Annotated in this window: 12 protein-coding genes; 6 read left to right on the top strand and 6 right to left on the bottom strand. The window is 71.7% G+C overall.

Translation table 11 applies throughout. The features are described from left to right. Positions 1 to 305 precede the first annotated feature (305 nt). Positions 306 to 650, bottom strand: coding sequence for a hypothetical protein (locus tag EBO15_RS13530; protein WP_122194720.1), 345 nt, complete (start codon positions 648 to 650; stop codon positions 306 to 308). Between the two features lie 386 nt (positions 651 to 1,036). On the opposite strand from EBO15_RS13530, the gene EBO15_RS13525 reads away from it, so the two are divergent. Next, a complete protein-coding gene (locus EBO15_RS13525; protein WP_158628218.1) occupies positions 1,037 to 2,683 on the top strand; it encodes a phospholipid carrier-dependent glycosyltransferase in 1,647 nt (548 codons plus the stop codon). Here EBO15_RS13525 and EBO15_RS13520 read toward each other — a convergent pair. Both EBO15_RS13520 and EBO15_RS13515 read right to left on the bottom strand, forming a co-directional pair. Next, the gene (locus tag EBO15_RS13520) at positions 2,619 to 4,118 is read right to left on the bottom strand and encodes a CoA-acylating methylmalonate-semialdehyde dehydrogenase (protein WP_122194718.1); all 1,500 of its coding nucleotides are present in this window, start codon (positions 4,116 to 4,118) and stop codon (positions 2,619 to 2,621) included. The genes EBO15_RS13525 and EBO15_RS13520 overlap by 65 nt on opposite strands. After that, the gene (locus EBO15_RS13515) at positions 4,115 to 5,419 is read right to left on the bottom strand and encodes an aspartate aminotransferase family protein (RefSeq protein ID WP_122194717.1); all 1,305 of its coding nucleotides are present in this window, start codon (positions 5,417 to 5,419) and stop codon (positions 4,115 to 4,117) included. The genes EBO15_RS13520 and EBO15_RS13515 overlap by 4 nt, the downstream gene beginning before the upstream one ends. Positions 5,420 to 5,637: 218 nt before the next feature. On the opposite strand from EBO15_RS13515, the gene EBO15_RS13510 reads away from it, so the two are divergent. Next, the gene (locus EBO15_RS13510) at positions 5,638 to 7,269 is read left to right on the top strand and encodes a PucR family transcriptional regulator (RefSeq protein WP_122194716.1); all 1,632 of its coding nucleotides are present in this window, start codon (positions 5,638 to 5,640) and stop codon (positions 7,267 to 7,269) included. 57 nt (positions 7,270 to 7,326) lie between these two features. Here the strand turns inward: EBO15_RS13510 and EBO15_RS13505 are convergent, their stop codons facing one another. After that, positions 7,327 to 9,261: an NAD(P)-binding protein gene (locus EBO15_RS13505; RefSeq protein WP_158628217.1), complete on the bottom strand. Its 1,935-nt coding sequence runs from the start codon at positions 9,259 to 9,261 to the stop codon at positions 7,327 to 7,329. 364 nt (positions 9,262 to 9,625) lie between these two features. On the opposite strand from EBO15_RS13505, the gene EBO15_RS13500 reads away from it, so the two are divergent. Further along, positions 9,626 to 10,372 (top strand): SDR family oxidoreductase, encoded by a 747-nt coding sequence (locus tag EBO15_RS13500; RefSeq protein WP_122194714.1) that lies wholly within the window; start codon positions 9,626 to 9,628, stop codon positions 10,370 to 10,372. A gap of 117 nt (positions 10,373 to 10,489) precedes the next feature. Next, positions 10,490 to 11,395: a lysophospholipid acyltransferase family protein gene (locus EBO15_RS13495; RefSeq protein ID WP_122194794.1), complete on the top strand. Its 906-nt coding sequence runs from the start codon at positions 10,490 to 10,492 to the stop codon at positions 11,393 to 11,395. Positions 11,396 to 11,610: 215 nt separating this feature from the next. On the opposite strand, the gene EBO15_RS13490 is transcribed toward EBO15_RS13495, so the two are convergent. Then, positions 11,611 to 12,150, bottom strand: a complete 540-nt coding sequence (locus tag EBO15_RS13490) for a helix-turn-helix transcriptional regulator (protein WP_122194713.1) — start codon at positions 12,148 to 12,150, stop codon at positions 11,611 to 11,613. 187 nt (positions 12,151 to 12,337) lie between these two features. Here EBO15_RS13490 and EBO15_RS13485 point away from each other — a divergent pair, with 187 nt between their 5' ends. Continuing rightward, positions 12,338 to 13,543, top strand: a complete 1,206-nt coding sequence (locus EBO15_RS13485; protein WP_122194712.1) for a hypothetical protein — start codon at positions 12,338 to 12,340, stop codon at positions 13,541 to 13,543. Between the two features lie 199 nt (positions 13,544 to 13,742). Here EBO15_RS13485 and EBO15_RS47485 read toward each other — a convergent pair whose 3' ends face one another. Beyond that, positions 13,743 to 13,898, bottom strand: a complete 156-nt coding sequence (locus EBO15_RS47485) for a hypothetical protein (RefSeq protein ID WP_456047871.1) — start codon at positions 13,896 to 13,898, stop codon at positions 13,743 to 13,745. Between EBO15_RS47485 and EBO15_RS13480 the strand changes: the two genes are divergently transcribed. Continuing rightward, on the top strand, positions 13,885 to 15,078 hold a 1,194-nt coding region (locus EBO15_RS13480), incomplete at its 3' end, for a protein kinase domain-containing protein (RefSeq protein ID WP_456047870.1). The two genes, EBO15_RS47485 and EBO15_RS13480, sit on opposite strands and share 14 nt — an antisense overlap.

The following is a 15,078-nucleotide window of genomic DNA, read 5'->3' as shown; positions in this document are numbered from 1 at the left end:
GTCCGCCGTCGGGGAGACTTTACCGCCGCGTCGGCGGTTTCCGGACGGCCATTACGGCGGAACACCCGGACCTGATCGGGCCGCACGATCGAAGCGGGCCCGCGGACGCACTTTATTCGGCCTTTCGTGCGAGCCATTCCCGGGTTGTCCGGAGAATGTGAAACCGCCGCGACCCGGGAGGCAGTGGGTGCTGGCGTCCGCGCCACACACGGAGGTTGCTGGAGAGGGATATGGCGCGGGCTACTGCCGGTTTCCCGGGGCACGGCGGCACCGGAGGGGGCGTGGCGAGGTTGGGGAACAGCGGATCACCTTGCAGTGCTGCCTGGCCACGCGGCCACCGGTCCCCGGCGGACGGGCGACGGTGTGACGCCCTCGAGACGGAGGAGATTCGAGGGGCGCCGCGCGTCCCGCCGGAGGTCGCGGGACGGCCGGAGGCCGTCGTTCCGCGGGTGCTGCCTGAGATCGTTGTGTTGGATCACCTCGATCCGTGCGATGAGCCTGCGCGGGGTCTCGGCCTCGACGAAGTCCCCGATGTCCAGGGGCCGCGGCGGCAGCGCCCACCAGTGGCCGGTGCGGGAGCCGAACCAGAAGGTCCAGCCCGGAAAGCGCCGGGAAAGCGCCTCGACCTCCGCCGAGTGGTCGTCAGTCATCGGGTGACCTTCCTGCCGGCGCGGTTCCGGAGTGCGGAGACGCCTGTCGGGCCGTGACCTTTTTTAATTCCGTCCCCATTAATTGGGACAGTTCAGATTGTGTCCCCGGCCACAGGGCCAGTCAATACTTGTAGCTATTATTTGTCGGGGCGCGAATGGCGAAAATTGACGACGGAAACATCCGGGCGGCAGAAAATCCCCGCGTCGGACCTGCGACTTCGCCGTTCCGGCGCACGTCGCTCACCGGGTGCTGCGCCCCGTTCACCCCGGAGACACCCGGCGCGCCTAGCGTGGACGGCCCTGTGACCGACGACACCGATCGCGGCCGCCGCTCGACCGGCAGGCAATTCGCGAAGTTTCCAGCCATCTGGGCGTTTCCACGCCGAGTGTCCCTGCGGCAGGCCGCCGTCCGGACGCCTCCGCTGCGCGCGCCCGACCCGCCCGAGCCCGACCCCTCCAAGCCCGAGCCGCCCGAGGGCGGACCCGCGTCAGGTGGAGGCGGGCGACGTTCGTCCCTGGGAAGCGCGTTTCCGCAGGGTGCGGCGGAGTGGCGTGCGTCCACGCGGCGGCACGCGCTGTTCCTCATCGCGCTGCTAGGCGCGACGGCACTGCGCTGGACGACGCTCCGTGCCTATCCATCCGGTCTGTGGTTCACCGGCGACTCGTATTTCTACATCGGGCACGCGCTGAACCCACGGCCGTCCCCCACGCGCACGACCGGCTATTCGATGCTGTTGTGGCTGCTCAGGCCCGCGCACAGCCTCTATCTGATCGTGTTCGTCCAGCACGTCCTGGGACTGGCCGTCGCGGTGATGCTGTACGCGCTGCTGCGGCGCGCGCGGCTTCCCGGGTGGGCGGCCGTCCTGGCGGCGCTTCCCGTGCTGTACGACGGGTACCAGATCGAGCTCGAACACCTGGTCATGTCGGAGACGCTGTTCACGTTCTTCCTGGTCGCGGGCGTGGCGATGCTGCTCTGGCGTCCGCTCGGACCGGACCGGGCGCGGCCGTCCTGGAAGCAGGCGGTCGCCGCCGGGGCGCTGCTGAGCGCCGCGACGCTCGTGCGGTCGGCGGGCGCGCCGCTCATCCCGCTGCTGCCGCTCGTCCTGCTGCTGTGGCGCGGCGGCTGGCGGTCCGCGGTGGCCTTCGGGACGGCGGCGGCCGTCCCGCTGCTCTCGTACGCGTTCTGGTTCCAGCAGGTCAACGGCACCTTCGCGCTGACGACCAGCGACGGGATCTTCCTGTGGGGACGGACGGCGAACTGGGCGTCCTGCACGAAGATCCCTCTCCCCCCGGACGAACAGGGCCTGTGCCTGCCCCGGCGCGTCCAGGCCCAGCGGATCCCTCCCGGACGGCTCGACTGGATCGGCACGATCCCCCCGCGTCAGCGCTGGCGCTTCGTGGCCGCGCCCGACGCGAACCGGACGCTGCGCGACTTCGCCTTCCGCGCGATCCTGGCCCAGCCGCGGGCGTACGCGAGCGACGTCCTGCGCGGCGTCGGCTACACGTTCGAGAACCGGCGGCGCCCGTACCCGAACGACACGACCGAGATGCTGTACCACTTCCGGGACCGCCCGCAGATCTTCCCCGGCGGACGGGGCTGGAGCGGGCACGGCGGGACCGCGCTCGGCGACATCCTCACCTACACCAGGGGCGGCGCCCCGAGCCGCGTGAACCTGCCCGAGGCGAAGCGCATGATCGCCTACCAGGACCGTGTCCACCTGCCGGGACCGGCGCTCGGCGTCCTGTTCGCGGTGGGCGCGGTCGCCGTGCTGCGGCGCGGCCGGACGGCCCTCCTCGCGCTCGGCACGGCCACGACGCTGCTGGTGTTCCCGATCGCGTCCGCGGACTTCGACTACCGGTACGTCCTGCCCGTCCTGCCGTTCCTGTGCCTGGCGGCGGGGCTGGTGCTCGCGCCCGGGAACGGAAACGGCCCCGGCGGTGCCGGGGCCGTCCACCAGTGGATACGGGCTAGCCGTTGGTGGGGAATCCCAGGTTCACGCCGCCGTGGGACGGGTCCAGCCAGCGGGCCGTGACCGCCTTCGTGCGGGTGTAGAAGTGGACGCCCTCCATGCCGTGGGCGTGGCTGTCGCCGAACAGCGACGCCTTCCAGCCGCCGAAGGAGTAGTACGCCATCGGCACCGGGATCGGCACGTTGATGCCGACCATGCCGACCTCCACCTCGTTCTGGAAGCGGCGCGCCGCCCCGCCGTCGTTGGTGAAGATCGCCGTCCCGTTGCCGTACGGGTTGTCCGAGAGCAGACCCATCGCCTCGTCGTAGGAGCCGACGCGGGCGATCGTCAGGACGGGGCCGAAGATCTCGTCCTTGTAGCAGTCCATCTCGGCGGTGACGTGGTCGAGGACGGTCGGGCCGAGCCAGAAGCCGTCCGCGCCGCCGCCGAGGACCGGCGTCTCGCGTCCGTCGACGGCCAGGGTCGCGCCCTGCGCCACGCCGCTGTCCAGATAGGACGCGACCTTGTCCCGGTGCACGCGGGTGACCAGCGGGCCCATCTCGGACTCGGGGTTGTCGCCGGGCCCGATCCTCAGCTTGGCGACCCGCTCCTTGATCTTCGCGAGCAGCTCGTCCCCGACCGGGTCGACCGCGACGACGACCGAGATCGCCATGCAGCGCTCGCCGGCCGAGCCGAACCCGGCCGAGACGGCCGCGTCGGCGGCGAGGTCGAGGTCGGCGTCCGGGAGGACGACCATGTGGTTCTTCGCGCCGCCGAGGGCCTGCACGCGCTTGCCGTTGCGCGCCGCCGTCTCGTAGATGTACCGCGCGATCGGGGTCGAGCCGACGAAGCTGACCGCCTTGACGTCGGGGTGCTCCAGCAGGCCGTCCACGGCGGCCTTGTCGCCGTGGAGGACGTTGAACACGCCCTCCGGCAGCCCGGCCTCGGCCCACAGCTCGGCGATCCGGACGGACGCCGACGGGTCCTTCTCGGACGGCTTGAGCACGAAGGTGTTGCCGCAGGCGATCGCCACCGGGAACATCCACATCGGCACCATGGCCGGGAAGTTGAACGGGGTGATCCCGGCGCACACGCCGACCGGCTGGAGGATGGAGTACGCGTCCACCCTGCTCGACACGTTCTCCGAGAAGCCGCCCTTGAGCAGGTGCGGGATGCCGCAGGCGAACTCGACGACCTCCAGGCCGCGGGCGACCTCGCCCGCCGCGTCCGACACGACCTTGCCGTGCTCGGCGGAGATCAGCCGGGCCAGCTCGTCCCGGTGCCGGTGGACGAGCTCGCGGAACCGGAACAGGATCGCGGTCCGCTTCGACAGGGACGTGTCGCGCCAGCCCGGGAAGGCGGCCTTCGCGGCGGCGACGGCCGCGTCCACCTCGGTGGACGAGGCGAAGTCGACGCTGCCCGACACCACGCCGGCGGCCGGGTCGTAGATGTCGCCCCGCCGCTCGGCGGTTCCCTCGAAGGGCTTGCCGTTGATCCAGTGGGTGACGTGCTTGCTCACTTGCGGGCCCCGTTCACGGTTTCCAGAGAGTCGATCAGGATGCCCAGGCCCTCGGCGGCCTCGGCGTCGGAGAGGGTCAGCGGCGGCGCCATCCGCACGGTGTTGCCGTACAGGCCGCCCTTGCCGACCAGCAGGCCGCGCTCGCGCGTCGCCTCCATGACCGCGGTGGCCAGCTCGGGGGCCGGGTCGCCGGTCTCGGGGTCGGCGAACTCGATCGCGAACATCAGGCCGCGGCCCCGGATCTCCTTGACGATCGGGAAGCGCGGCGCGGCCTCCCGGAGACCGCCGATGATCGTCGCGCCCTGCCTGCGGGCGTTCGCCTGGAGGTCATGGTCCAGGACGTAGTCGAGCGTGGCGTTCGCGGCGGCCGTGGAGACCGGGTTGCCGCCGAACGTGGCCAGGCCGACCGCGTGCAGGTTGTCCATGAGGTCGCCGCGGGCGACGACGCCGCCGATGGCGAAGCCGTTGCCGAGCCCCTTGGCGAAGGTCATGATGTCCGGCGTCACGCCGTGGTTGCCGATGCCGAAGAAGCTGTCGCCGGTGCGGCCCCAGCCGGTCTGCACCTCGTCCGAGATGAACAGGATGCCCTGCTCGTCCAGGACCTCGCGGTAGGCCGCGAACAGCCCGTCGGGGGCGGCGGTGAACCCGCCGACGCCCTGGATCGGCTCGGCGATGAGCGCCGCGACGTCCCCGCCGGTCGCCGTCGCGAGGACGTGCCGCAGGTCGGCGACGCAGGCCTCGATGTACTCGGCGTCCGACATGCCCTTGAACTGGGGCAGGTGCCGGTCGGCGCCGTGCAGGAAGTGGACGTTCAGCGGGGAGTAGGAGTTGTTCTTCCAGGCGCGGTTCGAGGTGACGCCGACGGCGCCGAACGACCGGCCGTGGTAGCTCTGCCGCATCGCCAGGACCTGGTCGGTCTTGCGGGCGTAGGTCGCGAGCAGCAGGGCGGTCTCGTTCGCCTCGGTGCCGGAGTTGGTGAAGAAGACCTTGGCGTCCGGGATGCCGGACAGCCGGGCGATCTTCTCGGCCAGCTCGACCTGGCCGCGCAGCAGGTACGCGGTGGAGGTGTGGACGACGCCGGTGGAGAGCTGCCGCTCGACCGCCTCGCGCACCTCCGGCACGTCGTAGCCGATCATGTTCGTCAGGATGCCGACGAAGAAGTCGAGGTAGGTGGCGCCCTCGGCGTCGGTCACGCGGCTGCCCTTGCCGCCGACGAGCTCGATCGGGTGCGCGTAGTTGAGCGCGAGCCACGACGGCATGACCGCGCGGTGGCGCTGGAGAAGCGAGGCGTGTTCGGACATGTCCCCATCCTTGATCGTCGTCCGGCGGCTCGGCTACCCGCACAGTGTCAACATGCGCGGCGAAGTATTGACGGCCTGGCAGGCAGATTGCCACGATATCCGCAGTCGGTCCGGGGCCTCTATCAGCGGATCCGCAGAATCTGCGGCTGTCCGACCCCGACAGCATGTAAGTGGCCGGGAGGATCACCCTGACACTGTGTCGGATACCATCGGGCTCGATGCTTCCCACCGTCGCCGACGTCCTCCAGCTGGAGGCGGTCCGCCGCGGCCAGCCCAGAGTGGTCGCGGGCGCCGACCGCCTCGGCAACCGCGTCCGCTGGGTCCACGTCGCCGAGGTCGCCGACATCGCGCACCTCCTCCACGGCGGCGAGCTCGTCCTCACCACCGGCATCGCCCTCCCGGACGAACCGGACCGGCTGCGCGTCTACATCTCCGAACTCGCCGAGGTCGGCGTGTCCGGGCTCATGGTCGAACTCGGCCGCCGCTACGCCGCCGCCCTGCCCGCCGCGCTGCTCGCCGCCGCCGAGGAGCACGGCCTGCCCGTCATCGTCCTCGCGCACGAGCCCGCGTTCGTGGACATCACCGAGTCCGTCCACGCCCGCATCCTCCAGGACCAGTTCGCCGAGCTGCGCGCGTCCGAGCAGCTGCACGAGATCTTCACCCAGCTGTCGGTGGAGGGCGCGTCCACCGAGGAGGTCGTCCGCCAGGTCGTCGCGCTGTGCGGCCACGCCGTCGTGCTGGAGAACCTCTCCCACCAGGTGCTCGCGATGGACTCCGGCCCCCGCGACCCGGCCGAGCTGCTGTCGGCGTGGGAGACCCGGTCCCGGGCCGTCCGGCCGAGCAACCGCACCGCGTTCGACGAGGCGTCCGGCTGGCTGGTCACCACCGTCGGCGCGCGCGGCGAGGACTGGGGACGGCTGATCATCACCCTCGGCCGCCCGCCCACCCCGCGCGAGACCGTCCTGATCGAACGCGCCGCCACCACGCTCGCGCTCGGCCGGCTGCTCGACCGGCACGCCGAGTCCGTCGAGCGCCAGGCGCACCGGACGATCATCGCCCGGATCCTCGCGCACTCCTACTCCGACCCGCAGGAGGCCGCGGCCCGCGCCCGCGCCCTCGGCGTCCCGCTGTCCGGGCGCCGCCTGCTCGGCGTCGTCCTGCGGCCCCGCACCTCGTCCGCGCCGACCTCGCCCATCATCACCGGGGAGCTGGCCGAGCTCGCCGAGACGGCCGCCGCCGCGTGCAAGGACGCCCGGCTCTCCGCGCTCGTCGGCGTCCTCGACGAGGGCGGCCCGCACGCCCGCGTCGGCGTCCTCGCCTCGCTGCCCGCGCGCGCCGACGCCGAGACCGCGCTGAACGACATGGCCACCCGCATCCGCAAGCAGTCCGGAGCCGACTACGTGATGGCGGCCGGGTCCGTGGTCGAGTCGATCCGCGACGTCCGCCGCTCGTTCCTGGAGGCCGAGCAGGTCGCCGACGTCGCCGCGCGCTCCTCGTCCAACCCGGGCCGGCTCTTCTACCGGCTGCCCGACCTGCGGCTCCGCGGCCTGCTCCACCTCATGCGGGACGACGCGCGCCTCCAGACCTTCGTCGAACGCGAACTCGGCCCGATCCTGGAGTACGACGCCCAGCGCGGCAGCGACCTGACCCGCATCCTCGAGCTGTACCTGGAGTGCGGACGCAACAAGGCGGTCGCCGCGCAGCGCGCCCACCTGTCCCGCCCGGCGTTCTACGAGCGGCTGCGGCGCATCGAACGCGTCCTCAACGCCGACCTGGACGACGTGGAGTCGTGCGCGTCCCTGCACGTCGCGCTGCTCGCGCTGTCGTCCGTCCGCTGGGAACGCTCCTGACACGACGGGAACGGCCGGTGACGCTCCTCGCGTCACCGGCCGTCCTCGTCCGGCGCGTCAGGCCATCTGGTTGACGGCACGCCAGGCCGCGTCGATCGCGGCGTCGGCGTAGGCGCGGTTCTCCGAGTCGGAGTTGGCGATCGTGACCCGCCCGAACGGCCTCCGGCCGAGGACGGACGGCAGCGGGCCGTCCGGCCAGAACGTCGCCCACGGACGGCCGTACTCCAGCGCGTAGCCGTGGCCCCAGCGGTTGACCGTGATGGCCTGGATGTCCTTGGCCGGGTCGAAGCCGCCCGCCGCCAGCAGCCGGGTCAGCTGGTCGCGGATCGTCCGCTCGTACTCCGAGAACGGGCGGGCGAACAGGTCGCGGCGTCCCGGGCCGATGCCGCCGCGCGGGTTGCGGTACCCGGGCGCCGTGGCCATCCGGATCATGTGCACCAGGATCGGCTGGGACGGGTCCTTGGAGAACTGGTAGTCGGGGAAGCTCACCGGGTAGTCGAGCTCGGCGACCACCCAGTCACCGCTGGTGAAGCGGGTGTGGTAGATCTTCAGTTTCTCCCACGCCTCCCAGTTCCGCAGCTGCACCATCGCGTAGACGATCGGCAACTTCGTCCCGAAGAACAGGTTCTGCTTCTGGTCCTTCGGCAGGTCCTGCATGAGGTAGGGGATCATGGTGTTGTAGCAGGCCATGACCACGTGGCCCGCGTGCGCCCGGTACACCTTGCCGCCGCGGTCGAAGTCGACCTCCACCTCGTCCGCGTTGAGCAGGCCGTCCTTGTGCTGCACCCGGACGCACGGCGCGTTCAGCCGCAGCCGGACGTCGTTGCCCGCCACGTCCAGCTTGCTGTAGTCGATGCGGGCGAGCGGCTCGGCGTCCATGTTCTCGGGGGCGCCGGTGTTCGGGATGAGCTGCCCGATCATCAGCTTGCACAGCCCGTAGTTGCCGTCCGGGAAGTGGTAGATGTACGGGTCGTCCTCGTTCCACTGGATCTGGACCGTGGGACCGCAGTACCGGTTCGGCGTCGTCCCCCGGTCCACCTTCAGCCCGGCGAAGCCCGGGTACTCCAGCGCCCACGAGTCGAGCGCGCCGAACGCGTCGATGCCGAAACCCCACTCGTCGCTGGTGAAGGTCTGGAGGTAGTTGAGCACCTCCGCGGGCATCTTGGCGTAGTCCTGGAGGTACTCCTTGTACGTCAGGTCGACGAGCTTCTGCTTCTTCTGGTCGGGCGTCATGCCCGCCATGTAGTCGGCGGGCTTGTTCTGCAGCGTGAGGTACGCGGCCTTCGCCTGGCCGCTCATCGGGGCGTTCGCGAGGCTCTTCGCGGTCTGGGTGTCCCCCTCCATGACCGCGAGGTAGTCCTGGTTGAACAGGTCCCGGGTGAAGAACTCCGAGTCGTTCAGCTTCCACTGCTTGTTGAAGTTCTGGTTGTAGTACGTGTTGAACTTCTGCAGTTGGACGCCCAGGTCGGAGAGCAGCTTCTTGGCCACCGGGCTCCACACGGTGGGCGCCTCGATGGACTGCGAGCCGCCGTAGCCGACCAGCGGCTTCCCGTTCGCCTGGAACTCGTTGCGGCGCGCGTGCCCGCCGAACTCGTCGTGGTTGTCCAGGATGAGGATCTTGGCGTCCGGCTTCTTCTGCTTGTAGAAGTGCGCCGCCGACAGGCCGCTGATCCCCGCGCCGACCACGATGAGGTCGTAGCGCTCACCGGTGTCCTCGACGGGCTTGCCGCCGGCCCAGTAGATCCCGTCGCGCAGCTCGTGCGGGACGCGCATCGCCGGGTTGGTGCTGCCGCGGAGCCCGGTCATGGCGGGCGGGTACGAGCGGTTGCCCGCGCCGGCGTAGTTCCAGCCGTCCGGCGGGTTCACCACCTCGTTGTGGATGCCGCCCCACGAGCCCGCGGAGCAGCCCGACAGCGCCCCCGCGGCCACGGCCCCTCCGACCGCGACCGCCATGCCGTCCATGAAGTCACGCCGGCTGATCTTCCGGTCCATTCCGAGTTCCTTGTCGGAATGGACCGGTTCATAGGAGTTTTCCTCCGCCATCAATCCCCCCGATACACATGCCCCCGGGGGAAGATCTTCCACGCTTGGGCGGGACGAAAACAACTACTACCCCGGCGGGGACGGTCAACCTGCAAGAAAGGCCCGAGAAGGCTATCAGCGCATGCTCTGACCTGCGCAGGCACCCCCACCGGTTCAAGACAAACCTAAGCCTGACAGTGATTTGCGCAACATCATCACAGCGGGTCAGTTCGTCCACCTAACAAGCTTCGGCCACCCATTGAGTTCCGGTCGGAGACCCGCCGGAGAGCCCCCGCGACAGGGCACCGGAGAACGCGCGCGCTAACCTCGGAGAGTGGAGCTAGGACTGGACGGCCGCCGCGCCGCCGTCGCGGCGGCGAGCAGCGGACTCGGCTTCGAGGCGGCACGGGCCCTGATCGCCGAGGGCGTGACCGTCGCCATCTGTGGACGTGACCGCGACCGGCTGACCGTCGCCGCCAGACTCCTCGGCGACCGCGCGCACCCGGTGCTCGCCGACGTGGCCACCCCGGAGGGCGCGACCGCGTTCGTCCGCGAGGCGCAGGACGCGCTCGGCGGCGTCGACATCCTCGTCACCAACGCGGGCGGCCCGCCGCCCGGCGGCTTCGCCTCCACTCCCCTGGACGCCTACGCCCCCGCGCTCGACCTGAACCTCATGTCGGTCGTCGCGATGTGCAAGGCCGCCGTCCCCGCCATGCAGCAGAACGGCTGGGGACGCGTCGTCGCGATCACCTCGATCTCGGTGCGCCAGCCGATCCCGACGCTGATCCTGTCCAACACCGCCCGCGCCGGCGCGACCGGCTTCCTCAAGACGCTCGCGCTCGAGGTCGCCAAGGACGGCGTGACCGTCAACTCCCTCCAGCCCGGCTACCACGCGACCGAGCGGCTCCGCTCGCTGCGCGGCGGCGACTGGGACGCGGTCGCCAACGAGATCCCCACCGGCACCGTCGGCGACCCGGCCGACTTCGGCGCGTTCGTCGCGTTCCTCTGCTCGAAGCAGGCCCGGTTCGTCACCGGCAGCGCCATCACCGTCGACGGCGGCGAGTACGCCGGCCTCTTCTGACCGGCGGACGCCCCGCTCCTGCTGTGACGACGTTCACAGACGCCGCGACCTGCGGTGCCGTCACCGTGGCTGACAGCTGCGTCAAGCGCTTGGTCGGTTTCGCCTAGCATGCGCGGCATGGCCTCCCCTGCCGAGTGGACCCCGCCGTCCGACCACCTGATCCGCGCGGCCGACCTCGCGCTCCGCCCGTGGCGCGCCTGGACCTCCCCGGTCTTCCACGGCCTGGAGAACCTGCCCCGTTCGGGCCCCGCCCTGCTCGTCGGCAACCACACCCTGTACGGCGTGATCGACGCGCCGCTCATCTTCTTCGAGATCCACCGGCGGCACGGCGTGTGGGTGCGCTCGCTCGCCGACCACGCGCACTGGCTCATCCCGGGCTGGCGCAGGATCATGGACGTCGGCGGCTCGGTGGACGGCACTCCCGGCAACTGCCGCGCGCTGCTGGACGCGGGCCAGATGGTCGTCATCTTCCCCGGCGGCGCCCGCGAGGCCGCCCGCTCCCGGCACGACCTCTACCGGCTGCAGTGGGAACGCCGCCTCGGCTTCGCCCGGCTGGCCGTCGAGGCCGGCTGCCCGATCGTCCCGTTCGGCTCGGTCGGCGCCGAGGAGATGTTCACGACCGTCCTCGACTCCGACAACCGCCTGCTCGCCCCCGCCCGCGGCCTCGCCCGCGCCGTCCTGGGCGACCGCGCCAAGGGCCGCGACGACTTCATGATGCCGCTCGCCCGGGGCATCGGCCCCACGCTCGTCCCGCGCCCCGAACGCCTCTACTTCCGCTTCGGCACGCCCATCGACACCACCCCCTGGCAGGGCCGCGAGCACGACGACCTCGCCGTCACCGAGGTCCGCGACCTCGCCCGCAAGTCCGTCCAGGAGATCATCGACACCCTCCGCGCCGAACAGTCCACCGACAAGAACCGAACTCCCCTGGCCCGCCTCACCCGCACCCTCACCCTCACCAGAAACACACCCCTCACCCCTCGTCAGCACCCGCAAGGAGCCCCGCAGGATGAGAGGCCCTAGGCCTGGCGCACACCGGCTGACGGTGCACGCCGCCTGGGCTGGCCCATGACGGATCTCACGCGGACACCTGAGGCCGCGCAGCGAGTGCGCTACCAACCGTGCGGGGCGACGCCGAAGGCGAGCCCCGCACGGTTGATCGCGAAGCGATGCCGCACTCGCACGAGCTTCCGGGCCGCGCCCGAGCCACCAGGCGAGGGCGCGGCCCGGAAGCTCAATCAAACACTGCGACGGCGCTTCTGGAAGGGGAGGTAGCGGTCGGCGCGGCGGGGGCGGGCGGGCATGCCGGTGGACTCGACGGCGAGGATGCGGTCGAAGCGGAAGGCGCGGACGCCGTGGCGGAGGCGGCACCAGCCGACGAGGTACCAGTGGTCGCGATGGACGAGGCAGGTGACGGGTTCGACCTCGCGGATGGTGACGTGGGCGCCGGCGTCGCCGTAGCAGAGCCGGACGACGCGGTGGTCGGTGATGGCGGCGGCGATCACGCGGGCGCGGTCGGCGACGGTGGCGGAGAGCGGGTCGGTGAGGGTCGCGAGGGTGGTGGCGACGACCTCGTCGTGGTCGGCCCCGGGGGGCATGAGGTGGCGGAGGGCGCGGCGGGCGGTGGCCGCCTGCGGGCCCGCGCCGAGGTGGGCCAGGGAGAGCGCGAGGGACGCGATCTCGGCGGCGGTCAGGGTGGGCTCGGGGACCTCGAAGAGCGCGTCGGCGGCAGGACCCGTGCTGGTCCGGCCGGAACTGGGGGTCGCGACGTTCGCCATGATTCGATTATATGTTCGACCACCGACATTTCGCGGGGGCGTCCGGCACCGGTCGGCCCTCCCCTTGAGGTGTCGTACGCGCATGGTGAACACTGATCCCTCAAAACGGCACCTTTTTCCTGGATGGCGGGGGCGATCATGGGTTTGCTGGGGAGCCGCGTTGGCTGACGCGGGGCTCGGTCGGCTCATGACGAGGGAAGAGGCCGACGAGGCCCTGGCGCGCCTGCGGGACGAACGGGACCGGATCAGCGCGGGCCTGCTCGACCTCGACGCGCAGCCCGGGCGCCGCATGCTGGACGGTGCGGCGATGTCCGGCGCGAGCGCGGAGCTGCAGGCTCGGGTGGCCGACCGGATGGCGCGGTTGTGGTTGCTGTTCGACCGGTACCGGCAGGCGCTGTCGGCGGCCGAGGAGCTGCGCGAGCGGCACGCCCGTCCGAAGTCGCCCGAGCTGGCCGAGCTGACCCGCCTGCTGGACGGGCGGTCCGTCGAGCTGGAGCCCGAGCACGTGCCGCTGGAGAAGCGCGGCCTGCTCGGCGGGCCCGGCCCGGAGCGGCTGACGCTGGAGGCGACGGTGCGGCGGATGACGGCCCTGTACGGCGAGGTCGCGCAGGACATCGCCGCCGTGGACGCGGCGTGGACGGCGCTGCTGCCCGCGCTGGAGACCGCCGAGTCCCGGCATCGCGAGGCGGCCGCGCTCGCCGCCGCTCTGGAGGCGTCCACCACGGAGGTGAACAGGCTGGGCCGCGAGGTCGCGGAGGCCGGACACGTCGTCCGGTCCGATCCCCTGTCGCTGATGCGGAAGGGCGGCCCGGACACATCCGCGTTGACCAGGCTCGCCAACGGCTTGGGCGAGGTCGCGGCGCGTCTGGAGGAGGCCCTGCGCCTCCGCGAGGGCTACGCCGGACGCCTCGACGCCACCGAGAGCCTTGTCGACGAGGTCAGGCGCGCGCACGAGGCGGCCTTGCGCGCGCACGCGGAGGCCCTGGAGAAGATCGCCTCGCCTGGGCTTTCCGAGCCGTCCGATCTGGCGGGCGCGCTCGCCGACCGGCTCGCGGCGCTGCGCTCCCTGCCGTCCACCGGACGCTGGGACGAGCTGGCCGAGCGCCTCTCCGACCTGGAACGTGCCGCGGCCGACGCGCGCGCCCGCGCGCAGCGCGACCGGGAACTCGCCACCGGGTTGCTGGAGCGCCGCGAGGAACTGCGCGGCCGCCTGGCCGCCTACCGCGTCAAGGCCGCCCGCCTGGGGCTGGCCGAGGACGCCGAACTCCTGACGATCCACGAGCGGGCCCGCGAGCTGCTCTGGACGTCCCCCTGCGACCTGCGTGCCGCGACGGTGGCTCTGTCGGGGTACCAGCAGGCCGTGAACTCGCGGGCGAAGGGAACCGATCGATGATCCCGTGCACGCAGCCCGGTTGCTCCGGAAACGTCGAGGACGGTTACTGCGTCATATGTGGCATGCCCCCCTCGCAAGGCACGCCGCCCCCATCGGGACAGCAGCCGCCTAACGGACAGCGACCGCAGGGCGCCGCCGCGCCGCCATCCGGTCCGCGGAAGTGCGCACAGCCCGGCTGTGCCGGCACCATCCAGGACGGCTACTGCGACGTCTGCGGCAACGCGGCCGAGCAGGCGCCCACGGCGGCGCCGGCGTCCGCTTCGGGGCCCTCCAGGGCGTCCGGGCAGGCTCCGGTCACGCGGCCGAGCGCGCCGACCGGGAGCTTCGCGTCCGGAAGCGTGATGACCGGAAGCACGGGGTCGGGCGGCACCGCCAGCGGCGGCACCCGGTCGTCCGGCAGGCGGGGGCAGCTCGGGTCGGGCCTGGTCGAGGTCCCGCGCGTCCCGTACCGGGACCCGGCGACCGCCGTCCGGCGGAACCCGGAGGTCCCGGAGAACCGGCGGTTCTGCGGGAACTGCGGCGAGCGGGTCGGCCGCAGCCGGGGCGACCAGCCCGGACGCGCCGAGGGCTTCTGCCCCAAGTGCGGCCACGCGTTCTCCTTCACGCCGAAGCTGAAGCCCGGCGACATGGTGCACGGGCAGTACGAGGTGCTCGGCTGCCTGGCGCACGGCGGGCTCGGCTGGATCTACCTGGCCCGCGACCACCGGGTCAACGGCCGCTGGGTCGTGCTGAAGGGCCTGCTGAACACCGGCGACGCGGACGCGCGGGAGGCGGCGGAGGCCGAGCGGGAGTTCCTCGCCACCGTCGAGCACCCCAACATCGTCAAGATCTACAACTTCGTCGAGCACGACGGTGACGAGTACATCGTCATGGAGTACGTCGGCGGGAAGTCGCTGAAGGACATCCTGCTCGAGCACCGCACCACGGTGGACAAGGACGGGCTGCCCCTGGCGCAGGCGATCGCCTACGCGCTGGAGGTGCTGCACGCGTTCTCCTACCTGCACGCGCGCGGCCTGGTGTACTGCGACTTCAAGCCGGACAACGTGATCCAGTCCGAGGAGCAGCTGCGGCTGATCGACCTCGGCGGCGTCCGCAGGCTGGACGACCAGGACGGCGCGATCTACGGCACGGTCGGCTACCAGGCCCCGGAGATCGCCGAGCGGGGCCCGTCGGTCACGTCCGACCTGTACACGGTCGGACGCGCGCTGGCCGTGATGACGTTCCCGTTCAAGGGCTACACGGGCGAGTTCAGCGACCGGATCCCGCCGCGCGCGGAGGTCCCGCTCCTGGCGCGGTTCGAGTCGTTCGACCGGCTGCTGCGCCGCGCCACGCACCTCGACCCGGCGCAGCGGTTCCAGGACGCCGAGGAGATGGCCGACCAGCTGCTCGGCGTGCTGCGCGAGGTGCTCGCCGCCGGGGACGGCCATCCGCGGCAGGCGCCGTCCGGGCTGTTCGGGCCGGAGCGGTTCGCGTCCGCCGACGCCGCCGAGGCGGGCACGACGGCCGACCCGGCGCGCGCCGCGCTGCCCGCGCTG

The organism is Actinomadura harenae (assembly GCF_003696215.1).
In the GTDB taxonomy this organism is placed as follows: Bacteria; Actinomycetota; Actinomycetes; order Streptosporangiales; family Streptosporangiaceae; genus Spirillospora; species Spirillospora harenae.
The sequence above is the reverse complement of the archived record's forward strand: the minus strand, read 5'-3'. Positions and strand labels throughout refer to the sequence as shown.

Coding starts and splice junctions, on each gene's coding strand:
- EBO15_RS13485 (WP_122194712.1), top strand. CDS start 12,338: ATGACGAGGGAAGAGGCCGACGAGGCCCTGGCGCGCCTGCGGGACGAA.
- EBO15_RS13495 (WP_122194794.1), top strand. CDS start 10,490: ATGGCCTCCCCTGCCGAGTGGACCCCGCCGTCCGACCACCTGATCCGC.
- EBO15_RS13515 (WP_122194717.1), bottom strand. CDS start 5,419: ATGTCCGAACACGCCTCGCTTCTCCAGCGCCACCGCGCGGTCATGCCG.
- EBO15_RS13490 (WP_122194713.1), bottom strand. CDS start 12,150: ATGGCGAACGTCGCGACCCCCAGTTCCGGCCGGACCAGCACGGGTCCT.
- EBO15_RS13530 (WP_122194720.1), bottom strand. CDS start 650: ATGACTGACGACCACTCGGCGGAGGTCGAGGCGCTTTCCCGGCGCTTT.
- EBO15_RS13505 (WP_158628217.1), bottom strand. CDS start 9,261: ATGGACCGGAAGATCAGCCGGCGTGACTTCATGGACGGCATGGCGGTC.
- EBO15_RS13510 (WP_122194716.1), top strand. CDS start 5,638: ATGCTTCCCACCGTCGCCGACGTCCTCCAGCTGGAGGCGGTCCGCCGC.